14 protein-coding genes are annotated in these 14154 nt (G+C 33.1%); 10 read left to right on the top strand and 4 right to left on the bottom strand.

Annotated elements, in window-relative coordinates:
- Positions 1-384: 384 nt before the first annotated feature.
- A complete protein-coding gene (locus NH26_RS10650; protein WP_044222770.1) occupies positions 385-1686 on the bottom strand; it encodes a dihydrolipoamide acetyltransferase family protein in 1302 nt (433 codons plus the stop codon).
- Positions 1687-1983: 297 nt separating this feature from the next.
- Here NH26_RS10650 and NH26_RS10645 point away from each other — a divergent pair, with 297 nt between their 5' ends.
- Entirely contained in the window at positions 1984-2664 is a 681-nt protein-coding gene (locus tag NH26_RS10645; protein WP_044223137.1) for a YjjG family noncanonical pyrimidine nucleotidase, read from the top strand.
- A gap of 191 nt (positions 2665-2855) precedes the next feature.
- On the top strand, positions 2856-3002 hold the full coding sequence (locus NH26_RS25445; RefSeq protein ID WP_158021929.1) for a hypothetical protein: 147 nt from the start codon (positions 2856-2858) through the stop codon (positions 3000-3002).
- Here NH26_RS25445 and NH26_RS10640 read toward each other — a convergent pair.
- Both NH26_RS10640 and NH26_RS10635 read right to left on the bottom strand, forming a co-directional pair.
- Complete coding sequence (locus tag NH26_RS10640; RefSeq protein WP_044222767.1) at positions 2999-4222, bottom strand: aspartate aminotransferase family protein; 1224 nt, start codon at positions 4220-4222, stop codon at positions 2999-3001. The genes NH26_RS25445 and NH26_RS10640 overlap by 4 nt on opposite strands.
- A gap of 163 nt (positions 4223-4385) precedes the next feature.
- On the bottom strand, positions 4386-4745 hold the full coding sequence (locus NH26_RS10635) for a hypothetical protein (protein WP_044222765.1): 360 nt from the start codon (positions 4743-4745) through the stop codon (positions 4386-4388).
- Positions 4746-5015: 270 nt separating this feature from the next.
- On the opposite strand from NH26_RS10635, the gene NH26_RS25440 reads away from it, so the two are divergent.
- The 6 genes from NH26_RS25440 to NH26_RS10610 all read left to right on the top strand — a co-directional run bounded on the left by NH26_RS25440 (position 5016) and on the right by NH26_RS10610 (position 11563).
- Complete coding sequence (locus NH26_RS25440; protein WP_158021928.1) at positions 5016-5174, top strand: hypothetical protein; 159 nt, start codon at positions 5016-5018, stop codon at positions 5172-5174.
- A 465-nt stretch (positions 5175-5639) separates the two neighbouring features.
- The gene (locus NH26_RS10630; protein WP_044222762.1) at positions 5640-6992 is read left to right on the top strand and encodes an alpha-L-fucosidase; all 1353 of its coding nucleotides are present in this window, start codon (positions 5640-5642) and stop codon (positions 6990-6992) included.
- 119 nt (positions 6993-7111) lie between these two features.
- Positions 7112-7507, top strand: a complete 396-nt coding sequence (locus NH26_RS10625) for a hypothetical protein (RefSeq protein WP_139263004.1) — start codon at positions 7112-7114, stop codon at positions 7505-7507.
- A 196-nt stretch (positions 7508-7703) separates the two neighbouring features.
- Positions 7704-8639, top strand: coding sequence for a DUF1989 domain-containing protein (locus NH26_RS10620; protein WP_044222756.1), 936 nt, complete (start codon positions 7704-7706; stop codon positions 8637-8639).
- Between the two features lie 120 nt (positions 8640-8759).
- Complete coding sequence (locus NH26_RS10615; RefSeq protein WP_044222752.1) at positions 8760-9317, top strand: ECF-type sigma factor; 558 nt, start codon at positions 8760-8762, stop codon at positions 9315-9317.
- A complete protein-coding gene (locus NH26_RS10610) occupies positions 9317-11563 on the top strand; it encodes a serine/threonine protein kinase (protein WP_139263002.1) in 2247 nt (748 codons plus the stop codon). Before NH26_RS10615 ends, NH26_RS10610 begins: the two co-directional genes overlap by 1 nt.
- Positions 11564-11584: 21 nt before the next feature.
- On the opposite strand, the gene NH26_RS10605 is transcribed toward NH26_RS10610, so the two are convergent.
- Positions 11585-12013: a MerC domain-containing protein gene (locus NH26_RS10605; RefSeq protein ID WP_044222749.1), complete on the bottom strand. Its 429-nt coding sequence runs from the start codon at positions 12011-12013 to the stop codon at positions 11585-11587.
- A 490-nt stretch (positions 12014-12503) separates the two neighbouring features.
- Between NH26_RS10605 and NH26_RS10600 the strand changes: the two genes are divergently transcribed.
- Both NH26_RS10600 and NH26_RS10595 read left to right on the top strand, forming a co-directional pair.
- A complete protein-coding gene (locus NH26_RS10600; protein WP_044222747.1) occupies positions 12504-13472 on the top strand; it encodes a DUF1989 domain-containing protein in 969 nt (322 codons plus the stop codon).
- A 116-nt stretch (positions 13473-13588) separates the two neighbouring features.
- Entirely contained in the window at positions 13589-14095 is a 507-nt protein-coding gene (locus tag NH26_RS10595; protein WP_044222744.1) for a transporter suffix domain-containing protein, read from the top strand.
- Positions 14096-14154 lie beyond the last annotated feature (59 nt).

Raw genomic sequence — 14154 nt, 5'->3', positions numbered from 1 at the left:
TTTTGTGATGAGATTTAAATTCTAATTCATTTTGGTAATTACTAATCTGATGCCATTGTAGTGTAAGTGTCTGTTGTTTAGTTTATTATTGTTTATTTTGGAGATTTTTTCATTTAAAAGTATTCAATTGGATGGTCGAAAAATAGACACATTGTTCGTAATCGTACAAGAAAATCAAATATCCAAAGATAATTCTATATAAATATAAATAAACAGAACATCAATTTGTTGTGAAATGCGAAATAGGTCATTTTTGAAATAAAATTCTGCTCTTTGTTGTCTGTAAACTGCTGAATTGAACAACTTTTTTAAGTTTTCATATTTTATTGAATATAAAAAAAGGTGTTCTAAATAGAACACCTTTCAAAGTATATCATGTATTTCTTAGACATTTTGGTTAATGTCCCAGTTTTCTAATATATCAGCTACTTTACGCACAAACATACCTCCAAGGGCTCCATCAACAACCCTATGATCATAAGAGTGTGAGAAGTAAGCAAACTGTCTAATGCCAATTAGATCACCTTGAGGTGTTTCAATCACTGCAGGCTTCTTACGAATAGTACCAATAGCCATAATTGCTACCTGAGGCTGCATAATAATAGGAGTGCCGATTGTATTACCAAACGATCCTATATTAGAAACAGTATAAGTACCTCCAGAAAGTTCTTCAGGTCTTAGTTTGTTTTCTCTAGCTCTTACAGATAAGTCTTGTATTGCAATGGCTAAACCACTTAAGCTTAAACGATCAGCGTTTCTAATTACAGGAACAATCAAATTACCATTTGGCATTGCTACAGCCATACCAATATTAACGTCTTTCTTCACCACAATTTTATTGCCGTCAACTTGAACATTAATCATAGGGAATTCTTTTATCGCTTTAGCGATAGCAGAAATAATGATAGGCATGAAAGTAAGATTCGCACCTTCTTTCTTTTTGAAAGCCGCTTTATGTTGGTTTCTCCAAACTACAACATTAGTAAGATCTGCTTCTACACAAGAGGTAACATGAGGAGCAATTTGTTTTGATGCCACCATACGGTCGGCAATCATTTTTCTTACTCTGTCCATTTCAATAATCTCATCACCGTTATCCATAGCTACAGCAGGAGCAACAGGTTTAGAAGATGTTGGAGGAGGAGTTGGAGTAGATTTAACAGCAGGGGCAGGTGTAGTTACAGATGTTCCTCCTTTAATGAAGTTCATCATATCATTTTTAGTAACTCTACCTTCTTTACCCGTACCAGGTATTGTATCTAAAATATCTTGAGAGATACCTTCTGTTTTAGCAATGCTTTTTACAAGTGGAGAATAGAATCTATCTCCACTTTTAGATACAATTTCTTGTGCAGTATTATTGTCGGTTGATGTGTTATTGACTACAGTACTATTATTAGACTCAGTAGTTACTGTTGGGGCATCTTCATCATTAGAATCAGCTCCTTCAGTTTCTACAATAGCAATTGGATCACCGATTTGAACCACGTCATCTTTTTGAACGAGAATCTGCTTGATTACTCCTTCAATTGTTGCGGGTACTTCTGTGTCCACTTTGTCAGTGGCTACTTCAACTACAGATTCATCAAGAGTGATGCTATCGCCTTCCTCCTTCAGCCATTCTAATACCGTAGCTTCCATAACCCCTTCTCCCATTGCTGGAAGAATCATTTCAACTTGTGCCATATATATATTTATTATTGTCTTTTTCTAGTTTAGTACATGTAGTTAGATTGCTAGAAGTTAAATAGTACTTCCTATCACATGTAATCCTCTAATTTTCTGCAAAGGTAATAAAAGAGTTAGATAATTATTCGTGTATAATTTACATTTATGATGATTAATGACATATTTCATCATTTTGTTTTGTTAATAAATCTAAGATGAAGGGTTTTGACGATCTAATTCTTACTTTGGTTAATATTTTTCTCATCTATATAAATACATTCGTACATCAGAATTTATTGAATGAAATCTAAAAACATGCACAAGATTAAGCACCTATTTTTTGATTTAGATCATACCTTATGGGATTTTGAAAAAAATTCGGAAGAGACCTTAACACAATTATTTTCAGATTATTCTATTGGAAATGGTACTGTTGATATCGATGATTTTCTAAAAGCTTATAAAAAAGTAAATCACGAACTTTGGGATCTTTATAATGTGAATAAAGTAACTAAAGAAGATATTCGTTTAAAGAGATTTCCGAGAACTTATGTCATGGTTGGTTTATCTGCATTGGAATGCCCAGAAGGTATAGGCGATGAATATTTAGAGATTTGTCCGCATAAACCACATTTAATAGAAGGAGCGATTGATTTACTAGAGTATTTAAAAGATAAGTATCAATTGCATATTCTATCGAATGGATTTGAAAAAACACAAGAAATAAAATTAAGAACTACAGGGTTGGATAAATATTTTGATGTGGTGGTTACTTCTGAGTCATGTGGACATAAAAAACCATCAAAAGAAATCTTTGATTTTGCCTTGGAAAAAGCAGGAGCCAATCTTGAGAATGCGATTATGATTGGTGATAATCCTATTACCGATATTAAAGGGGCAAAAGAGTATGGATTAAAAACAATATTTTTTGGAAACGAAAAAGAGGTTGGCGATTTTAATGTTCAACAACTTATTGAAATCAAAAAGTACCTTTAGTTTGTTAGGTGTCAATCAATTTATTTGCATAGTATTTTAATTATAACCCATTGATAAAGTGTTGTTTTCTTTGTTATTAATTATTGTTTGAAATATGAATGATGAGAAGTTGTTTTAAGTGTTAAATGTACTATATTTGCATTAATAAATATTATCTAACACCCGCAATTATCATCAATATGACAACAAGTATGAAAGCAAACATCGAGAAAGAGTTTGCATTGAAAAGAATTAAACAAAACGAACAAAAACGTAAGAAATGGAAAAAAGCTTCCTCTTGGTTAAGAGAACAAATGCTTGATTGGGAAATCAAGTATGGCGAAACTCAAGAGAACTAAGACATTTTTTGTCTAGCAGCAACACATGAATCAATAGCGTTTAGAATTACTTTACACGCTTTTCTAATTTCATCATCAGAAATAATTAGTGGGGGAGCGATTCTAAACGCATATGGTGTAGAAAGAAACCAATAAGTAATTACGCCATCTTCAATACATTTAGTTACTACATCATTTACAAGCTCAAAGCTTTCCATATCAATAGCGAACATTAAACCTTTCCTTCTTATTTCTTTAATCGCAGGATTTTTTATTAGTAGGTCTTCGAAAAGCTGACCTTTTCTTTCAACATCCTCAATAATTTTATCATCCTTTAAAGTATTGATCACAGCATTAGAGGCAGCACAACAAACGGGATGTCCTCCGAATGTAGTAATATGACCAAGAATTGGATCGTGAGAAAGTACTTTCATTTTCTCTTGAGAGGAAACAAAGCACCCCATAGCCATTCCACCTGCCATACCTTTGGCAATCGTTAATATATCTGGAACAACATCAAAATGTTCGAATGCAAAGAATTTTCCTGTCCTACCAAAGCCTGTTTGTATCTCATCAAATATAAGCTGAGCACCAACTTCAGTACATTTTGCTCTTAATGCTTTCATGTAATCTAAAGATGGAATTCTAACACCAGCATCACCTTGAATAGGTTCAACTATTACAGCGGCTGTTTTTTCAGTAATATGTTGAAGGTCTTCAGTCACATTAAAATCAATAAAACGAACATCAGGTAATAATGGACGGAAAGCGTTTTTTTTCATTTCATTTCCAGAAACACTTAGAGAACCGTGTGTATTCCCGTGGTAAGAACGTTTGAAACTCACTATTTCTGTTCTGCCTGTGTATCTTTTCGCTAATTTGAGTGCCGCTTCGTTAGCTTCAGTACCAGAATTAACGAAATAAGTAGCATTGAGAGTATCTGGTAAAACTGATAACAAACTTTTGGTAAGGTCAATTTGAGGTTTTTGCACCATTTCACCGTAAACCATCACAAATAAATATTTATCTACTTGATCTTTTATGGCCTTAAGGATTTTTGGATGTCCATGGCCTAAGTTATTGACAGCTATACCGGAAATTAGATCCATATAAGACTTCCCATTTACATCATACATATAAACACCTTTGGCATAATCTATTTCAATACCTAGCGGGTAAGGAGATGTTTGTGCCTGATGTTGATAAAAAATATCTTTATTTGATTTATTTGAGATATCCATGTTGATAAGTTTTAAATGGAAGTGTGAAGCCACTCTAATTATTCACAAATTTAGTCAACAATCCACATATTTATTATATGGTTGATGTTAGTCCTTAGAAATTATTCACAAAAAAAGAGGTAACTACCATAGCTACCTCTTAGTTATTCACAATTGATGTGAATTATTTCTTTTTCATGGCCTCTTTTGCTTTCTTATTAAAAGCATTGAGTTCTTTTTTAGATACTCCGATTGCATCAGCCAATTTTGGAGCATATGATTTATTCACTTCTTTTTGCTTTGCTTTGAATTCTTCTTGAGTAAGCTCTCCACTTTTCTTTTTCTTAGCAAGCCCCATTATTTCTTTTTGTTGCTCTAGTTTGATTTCGTAAACAGCATTTTTCTTTGTTTCATCAAGGCTAAATTCTTCAGTAGCAAGTTCAGCATACTTCATTGCTTTAGCTTGTTGTTTTCCTGCTTTTCCTTGTGCATTAGCAGCAATAGAAAAAATTAAAGCGCATACAATTAATAAGTACTTTTTCATTTCAATAAAAATTTAGTAGTAATCACACATAATATTATGTTCTAACAAATTTAATAAAGTATTTATTTTGAATAGTATGATTTTCGTTCCTAAAAGATTAAAAATTGTTCAGTTATTGAAGTAACAACTTACAAATTGAGAAATAGACTAAATTATTATGGTCCTTTTAAGGAATAATGTGATTCGAATTAGGAAATCAAAATAGGATTGATTGGCGTTTTATTTAGTATGATTCAATAAAAATAATTTACTATTTTAATTTACTATTTTATGAAAAAGTTATTATTCTCAGCAGTTTTAGGTTTAATGTTTTTTGCTTCATGTTCTTCAGATAATGAGCCGCAACCTGAAGCAGGAGTACCTACAAACCCAATTGAGTTAGAACCTACTAACCCGATTAACCCAGTGCCGGATAATCATAACAACTAAGAACATTTAAGTTTATATATATATATCAGACAGCATCTAAAAGGTGCTGTCTTTTTTTGTGAAAACATTTTTGGGTGTATTTTGTTATTAATTGATTGTACTTATCTAATAATTTTAATTCCTTAGAAGTTATTAAGTAAATTTTTTACAATTTATTGAAAAATAATAGTCAGATTTGTAACAAGAAATTAAATAATCGGACTTGATATATATTTAATATATAAAGTTTACGATAGTCTATCGAAAGATGGACACCAATTAAAAATGAGACTAAAGAGCTTGGAATTTTCCAGGCTTTTTTTATGCTCTATTTTTTTTAATTATTGCGTTATAGTCCTTTTCAATCGGTTACAGTATTTAAGTGTATTAAAGACTATTGACAATTAATTTATTGTAAATCATTTAATAATTCTCTTTAATTATATTTCTTTGAAGCACTAAATTATCAATTAACTAAAACAATAAATGAGAAAATTATTACTAACGATAATCGCTTCAACGGTTACGGCATTAACACTATTCGGACAACAGACTTATGATGAAAGAATGCAATGGTTTAAAGATGCCAAATTGGGTGTTTTTATTCATTGGGGGTACTATGGAGTAAATGGTATCAGTGAGTCTTGGTCTATGTATCATCAAAAGATAACTTGGGAAGACTACATGAAACAAGGGGAACAATTCACAGCTGAAAATTATGACGCTGAAGAATGGGCTCAACTGTTTAAAAGTATAGGGGCAGATTATGTAGTGATGACATCAAAGCATCACGATGGATTAGCGCTATGGGATTCAAAGTATTCGAAATTGGATGCAAAAGACCATTCTGCTGCAGGTAGAGATTTATATACACCATTTGTCAAAGCTGTAAGAGACAATGGAATGAGAGTAGGGGTGTATTATTCACTTTGTGATTGGTCACATCCTGATTACTCACCGATCACATTTCCTAGAAATGAAAAAGCTTTGCGTAAACTGTATCCACAAGGTAAAACAGAAAAATACTGGTCTGCTTGGCAAAGATTTCAGCATTTTAATATGAATCAAATGCATGAACTATTTGATAATTATTCTCCAGATTTAGTATGGTTTGATGGAGATTGGGAGCATAAAGCAGATGAATGGCCTTCAAGAGTAATCAAGGATTCACTACTTTCTTGGAACCCTAATGTGATTGTCAATTCTCGTTTAAATCACTATGGTGATTACAATACACCAGAACAAGATCCTCCAATTATGGCACCCGATCGTCCTTGGGAATTGTGTATGACTATGAATTCAAGTTGGGGATATTTTCCAACAGACTTAGATTATAAATCATCTAAATATCTAGTAGAAACTTTAGTTGAATCCATTTCAAAAGGCGGAAATCTATTGTTAAATATAGGACCGAAACCTGATGGTACTATTGCAGAAGAGCAAAAACAAAGACTACAAGATGTTGGTAGATGGGTGAAAAAGCATGATGAAGCCGTACATGGAACAGTAGCAGGTTTACCTTATGGACATTTCTTTGGTCCTACCACTTTGTCTGAGGATAAAACAACTATTTACTTGTATAATTTCCAAAAGCCAAGTGAGTTCACAACTTTAAAAGGAGTGAAGAATAAAATTAAAAATATTAGAGTGGTTGGAAGTAATCAAAAGTTAGAATATAAAGTGATTGATTCTGCTCCTTGGAATGAAATTCCTGGTATTGTTCAGATTTATACTCCCGAAAATATTGCAGACGAATATGTAACAGTAATTGCTGTAGAAATTGAGGGGCCTGTAGAACTTTACAGAGGTATTGGTCATGCAGTAGAAATGAACGATTAACTGATATAAAATAAGGTATGAATGAAGAGTGGGGGAAACCTCACTCTTTTTTTATTTTAAAAAGTAGGTGACATTTTTTGTATTGGGATATAAGAGAGTGAATCAAAAATAAAAACTCTATGAAAAAGTTTCATCTACTATTTGCCGGACTTATACTATTTTTCTCATTGCTATTTTCGAATCTTGTGTTAGCTGATAATATTAAGCCAATTGAGGATAAAAAAAATGTTATCGAAAATTTTAACGAAGCTTTTGAAGTGGGACAAGCCACCTATGAGGGAAATGTGGTGTATATAGAAATGGATATTAAAGCATTATCAAAAGTTTTAGGATGGGCTCCTGATATGTTTGAAGAATACTGTAAAACAAACAATGGTCAGGAGACGTACCAATTATTTTGTGATTATGTGAAAGAGTCACATGGTTTTGAATTTGAAAAATCTGGTTTTAAAAATATTCAAATCAACTTGATGAAAAAAGATGAAATCATTCTTTATTATAATGAAAATATATAATAGATTTTGATCATTGGTTCTTACCTCAATATTAGTATTCTATAGATTAGCAGTTTTCTTTTGAGAACTGCTTTTTTGTATACAAAAAATGTGATTTAAAATTTTTTTAATTTTTTTTGAAAAACTTTTAGGGGTTTTAAAGTGGATCTCGCCTATGTAAGTGAAAGACAATTAAAAACTTTAAAATTCTTCAATCATGTGTAATCAAACAGAAATCAAATCAAATTATTCAGCAGATGTAGATCCTGTAAAATCTTACCAAGAAAAGTGTAAAGTAAATTACGATTTTTATAATCAAGTAATTGATACTAAAGGAAAACGTAAAGAAATTTATACTGATATAATTTTACCACATTCAGGAAATGCTTTTCCAGTGAAGAAAGGTCAGGTAATTCGTTTTGAACAACGTCCTGGTCTTCATAACGGTAGAACCCAAATCTTAGATGTTCAATTTGTAACTCCAGATTTATCACAATGGAGTGATCATTTAAACAATGGTCCTATTGAAGGTTTAAACTTAAAATTATTCTCAGGTGTTTGGACTCAAAGTAAATACATGGAGAAAATTGCTACTGTGGTGGCAGACGAATTTCCTTATGAGTTATTAGACAATAAAGATACCGCTCATATGTTTTTTGCCGCTCACTGTTGTCCAGAATGGATTGAAATGACGCACGGAGCAGAGGCAAACGTGAATAGCTGTCATGAAAACTTTATTCATGGTTTTAGTAGAATACCGGCAGTTCAAGCAATAAAAGACCCAGAAGAAAGAAAAAGAATTGTTCAGTTTTTTGCAGATAAAAACGACATAAATATATTCCAAGGCAATCGTTTTGGTCAAGATGAAAATGGAATGACACGATGTTTTTTGTCTCCATCTCCAGCCGTTCCAGACGGTACAGGAGTTGAGTTTTATGCAGAGAAAGATTGCTATGTTGTGGTAAGTAACTGTCCTTATGCAGATCAGGCATTACCTTTCCCTGAGGCAGAACCCAATCCGGTGTATGTTTCAGTAGAAGATACAGGAATAGCTCCTTATTCTAATAATCACTTAAACATTAATCATGGTTGGGAGAATAAGATTTATGATAGAATCTTTTCAAAAGATGTGACCGCAAAACCAATGGTGTAGTGAAAATAAAGTGTGGGTGTCATTAAGTTGATGTCCACACTTTTCTCTTTTAAGTCTTATATACATCGTTTACTTTTTAAGTATAATTTATTACATTACTTACCCAAATTCACTTTCGCTATGGAAAAAAATAATATTACTCAAATCCTTAATAGTACTACAAGTAAGGATAGAACAGACAAGATTTATCCTTTAGTATATGATAATCTTCATTTAATTTCAGAAAAACTTTTTCAAAGAGAAAGGGTTGGTCACACGCTTCAGCCAACGTTATTAGTCAATGAAGCTTTTATGAATCTTGTGGACGAAGATAGCATTGAATGGCAGGGTAGAACGCATTTTTATGCTTTAGGTGCAAGAGCAATTAGAAGGATTTTAGTAGATCATGCTCGAACTAAAAATACGGCTAAAAGAGGAGGCGATTGGCATAAAGTCGATTTAGAAAAAACAGTTGCTTTTAGTCCAGAAAAAGGTGATATGGCTTTGGCTTTGGATGAGGCTATTGAACATCTAAAAGAAAAGCATGAGCGTCAGGCTACAGTAGTGGAGCTTAAATTTTTTGGTGGAATGAAAATGCAAGAAATTGCGGATGAATTAGGAGTGTCTATTAAAACTGTTGAAGTAGATTGGACTGTTGCTAAACAGTGGATCAAAATGTTTTTAACGAAGGAAGTATAATGTCTGATGACTTACATTTTAAAGCTACAGAACTATTTAGTCATGTAATGGAACTTCCCAAAGAGGAAGCTATTCAATATATAGAAAATCAAACAAAGGAAGATACTGAGTTAAGGGAATACACCTTAAAGCTGTATCTTTCTTTTGTTCAAGAACAAGAGAATTTTGGTGATGTTACACAGGAGGAAATACCTGTCGTGACATCACCTTTATTACAAAAGGAGATTACAGAAAAAACGATTCAAAAAGCAAAGAAACGTTTTCCAATAAAAGATAAGAAAATGTGGCTGATTGCCTCTGTTATCACCTTTTTAATTGTACTGGGGTATGTCTATGGGAGCGTTATTCGAAACAAACTTATCGCCAATGAAACTCGGGAGCACTTAGCATTTTTAGATGCTCAGGAATCTATTCTAAACCATTGGATTAAAAGCGAAAAATTAAAAGTACAAGACTTATCTACTGCTCCTACAGTTATTGCTATTGCACAAGAACTTCAAACTCTGTACGAGAAGAACGGTGACAACTATTTTACATCAGACGATCGAAAATTAGCAGAGATTACCCAACGTTTAAAAAAGATTAGTCAGAGGGAACAGCTTTTGGGAATGAGTATCATTCAGGCCAAAAGTCCTATCACTTTAATTAGTACAGGGTTATTAGATGAAGACGGAGATATTTCTATTCTCACTGGAGAAATGTTGGCAGAAGGAGCTTATAGAAATTACTTGAAGGTGATCAAAGGAGAGACTGTATTTGTGCCTCCAATGGAGCTTTCTGATCAAGTATTTAGTTTAGAAAATGAGTTGGACCAATACACGGCAGAATGTCATTTTGCCACTCCAATTTTGGTGAATAACCAACTTATAGCTGTGCTTACAATGAGTTTGTCCGCTGATAAAACATTTAGCGAATTATTTCAAAATGCCCTTCATGAACAGTCTACAAATGTGTATGCTTTTAATCGGTCGGGGATAGTTTTGAGTAGTACATGGAAAGATCAATCAAAAGGAACCTTCAACGATGCACTAACAATTAGACTAAAATATAACAATCGAGCTACAGCTTTATTAGATAAAGTGGAGGAAGATTTAGAAGAAAATACACCACAAAATCAAGGTCAGATATTAGAGGGGTATCCAGATTATTTAGGCGATGAAGTTGTTGGTGCTTGGAAATGGTTCTCCGATTTAAATATTGGTTTAATTTACGAAAGAAATAAAGGCGAATTCTATCAATCAGTCTATCTATTTGATGTTACTTTCTTGCTTTCTGTTGTCCTAATTATCGTTTTTGGAGTGATCATTATTAGAAGTGATATGCAGTTGAATTTACTGAATAAAAAAATCTCGAAGTTACAGCAATTAGGACAATATCAGTTAGTCGAAAAGATAGGAGAAGGAGGTTTTGGAGAAGTATATAAGGGAGAGCATCAATTACTAAAGCAGCCTGTTGCTGTTAAACTATTGAAGAAGGAATTAAATGGTACAGATGCACTCGATCGTTTCAAAAAAGAAGTGATGGTAACAGCCGCTTTAAATCACCCTAACACCATAAAAGTATATGATTACGGACATAATAATAAGCAACAGTTTTATTATGTGATGGAATTTTTGGACGGGATTTCTTTGGAAAATCTACTCTATAATAACAAAGAAATTAGCGTTGGTCGAGGAGTGTACATATTGCTTCAGGTGAGTTATAGTTTGAGGGAAGCACATCAAAAAGGACTTTTACACCGAGATATTAAGCCTGCAAATATTATGGTGTGTAATCAAGGAGGTGCTTGTGATACTATTAAATTACTTGATTTCGGATTGGTGAAAGATCAAAATACCACCATGAGTCAGCAAACCAAAATTAATAGAATAGGAGGAACACCCATGTTTATGGCTCCTGAACGCTTGCATGATCCTTATAATGCTGATGTCCGTCAAGATATTTATGCCTTAGGAGCAGTTGGTCTATACATGTTTTCAGGGAAATATATTGTGGAACTGATTTCTCAAAAGATGCTTCAAGGGGAAGATTCTATACAGTCACTACTTCAAGACGATATCTTTGAAAGAAATGATATTCCGACGGAGTTAATCCACTTATTTTTTAGGAGCGTAAGTTTTAATGTTTCAGAAAGACCAACTGATGTAGATTCTTTTATTGATGCATTAAAAAGCACCGCCGAACGCTATCCATGGACCGCTGACGATGCTTATAAAGAGTGGAAGAAGTATGATGCTTATGGATGATAATTTTGCTAGAAATCAATATCAAATAGCTTTTTGCTGTAATAGTGATTTTCTAGCTTTATAGATATTTTTAATATGTAATCCTATTAAAGAAATTGATGCAGCATAAGATAATAGACTTAATTCAAGCGGCTCAAAACCCAAGTATTTTGATATTGTAGAGGCTAAATACGCTAAGTAGCATACCCACATTAATTTAGAGTGTGTATGTTTTAAGCATTTTCTTGTAGCAAAATAAACAGCTACACCACTTACGAGTATCATAGATAAATCGACAATGCCCCAAAAATCAAATGTATGATGATGATGTCCATGATGGGCATGATGAGAAATAAATGAACTGCCTAATATTATTCCTGAAGTCAGTATACAATGCACCAAACAAATCAATGATCCAGTAATTCCAATTTGATCCGAATTTTTTTCTAAAGTGTTTTTGAAAGAGCACATGATGATAATTTTTTAATGAAACAATAGAGGCGAAATGATGCCTTCATTACCATATGCGAGAAAGTGGGACAAACCCCTAATTTTTTAAGTCATAAATAATAAGTAATAGGTAATAAGTTTGGTTTGCTCCTCTGTTTTGTAAGCTGGGCCTTATAATGTAAAGCTAATGTCTTAGAGGTGAGGCATTGATATAAATATTTGTTTTAAATTATCTCTTACCTATATAACTATCCTAAGGAATATAAACTTGTTCTGTCGATACCCTAACCAAAGTAAAAACTCCCACCTTTAGTTATTACCTATTAGTTATTACATTTCTTTGCTAACTGCTAACTGCTAACTGCTAACTGCTAATTCCTAACTCCTATCTCCTTCTACATTATCAAAAACACCCCTTTTGTTAACGAAATCCAATAAAATAGAGGTTTTCCCCCATACCCTCGCCTCTGTTAGTGAATACGAAATAATAACAATTTAAAATCTATCAATTATGTGTAATCAAAGCTATAACGCCGACATCGATCCAGTAGAACAATTTGCAAGAGGTGTAAATCCGAACGTAGAATTTTACGATAAAGTCATTGCTACAAAAGATAATAAAACAAGAAAATTAGTGTATGAGGATATAATTCAACCACATACGGGTAATTCTTTTTATGCTAAAGCAGGACAAGTAATTAGAATAGAACAAAGACCACATCAGCATAATGGGAGAACGCAGATTGCAGATATTTTATTTTTCACACCTGATTTGGAACAATGGAGTGACCATTTAAGTACCACTGCTGTCGCTGGTTTTTCTCCATCAATTTATGGTTCACTTTGGACACAAAGTAAGTACATGGAAAAAATCGTAACAATGGTTGCAGATGAGTATCCATATGAGTTACTGGAAGATCCTGATAACAATATGAAAGTACAACATATGTTTTTCGCTGCTCACTGTAGTAAAGAATACAATATGTGTGCTTACGGAAATGAGGCGGTGCATATGAATAGCTGTCACGAAAACTTTATTCAGGCATTAAATAGAATTCCAGCAATCGCCGCCATCGAAGATGAAGAGGAGAGAAGAAAGAAAGTTCAGTTTTTAGCGGATAGAAACGACTTGAATATCTTTCAACCCAATCAGATTATCCCAGATGAGAAAGGGGTGACGAGAGGAAAAATGTTCTTGAGCCCTTCAGTTCCTGATGGTACAGGCTTGGAATTCTATTGCGAGAAAGATTTGTACTTAGTGGCCAGTAACTGTCCGTATGCAGATCAGAACTTACCTTTCAATGAGGCACAGCCCAATCCGATTTATATCCAAGTGTATGAGACAGGTATTCAACCTCACTCAGAAGATCATTTAGGTATGGTAAAAGGTGATCAATGGGAGGAGCTTGTTTACGATAAATTTAAAGCCGGTGAAAAAGACATTTCTGTTCGTACTCCAGAGAGTTTCAATAATCAATAATATATAGTATAGAATCTAAAGTAATGAAAAACCCACAGTTTTAACCGTGGGTACTTACAAGGTTTTACAGCAGATTCAATCCACTTATTCTAAATCTTCAATTAAAAACAATTCTCATGAAAACATCATTGAAAAGTAAAATCGGGATCACATTTGTAGTGTTAGGGTTTATCAGCCCAGTATTTGGTTTGATAGTACCATTTTTAGGATTTAATACCACAATTACAACATCATTAATTACATTTTTCTTGGTTGGTGGACCAGAAGTTTTTTTACTATTGGGAAGTTTTTTAGCAGGAAAAGAAGGAGTGAAATTGGTAAAAGGAAAGGTGAAGAAATTATTTGGACTTCCAGAAGAAGATTATGCAGCAAACTCATCACAATATAGAATAGGGGTTATATGTATTTTACTTTGGTTGTTTCTAATTATTTTTCCGGGATACGTTCCTCATTTCTTTGAGATGCCACTTGTAAGAGAGAATTTATTCTACCTTTCAATAGGAACAGACCTTCTATTAATACTTGGTGTATTTGTATTTGGGGGGAATCAAATGGTTACAAAAATAAGTGAGATTGTACGTTGGGAACCATGGAAATTACCCGAAAAAAAAGTAAAAAACTAAGTATGTAAAATTACTTTTTCAGTAAAAAATCCTCATTTGATTTTGTGTCAAATGAGGAT

This window comes from Flammeovirga pacifica (genome assembly GCF_000807855.2).
In the GTDB taxonomy this organism is placed as follows: domain Bacteria; phylum Bacteroidota; class Bacteroidia; order Cytophagales; family Flammeovirgaceae; genus Flammeovirga; species Flammeovirga pacifica.
The sequence above is the reverse complement of the archived record's forward strand: the minus strand, read 5'-3'. Positions and strand labels throughout refer to the sequence as shown.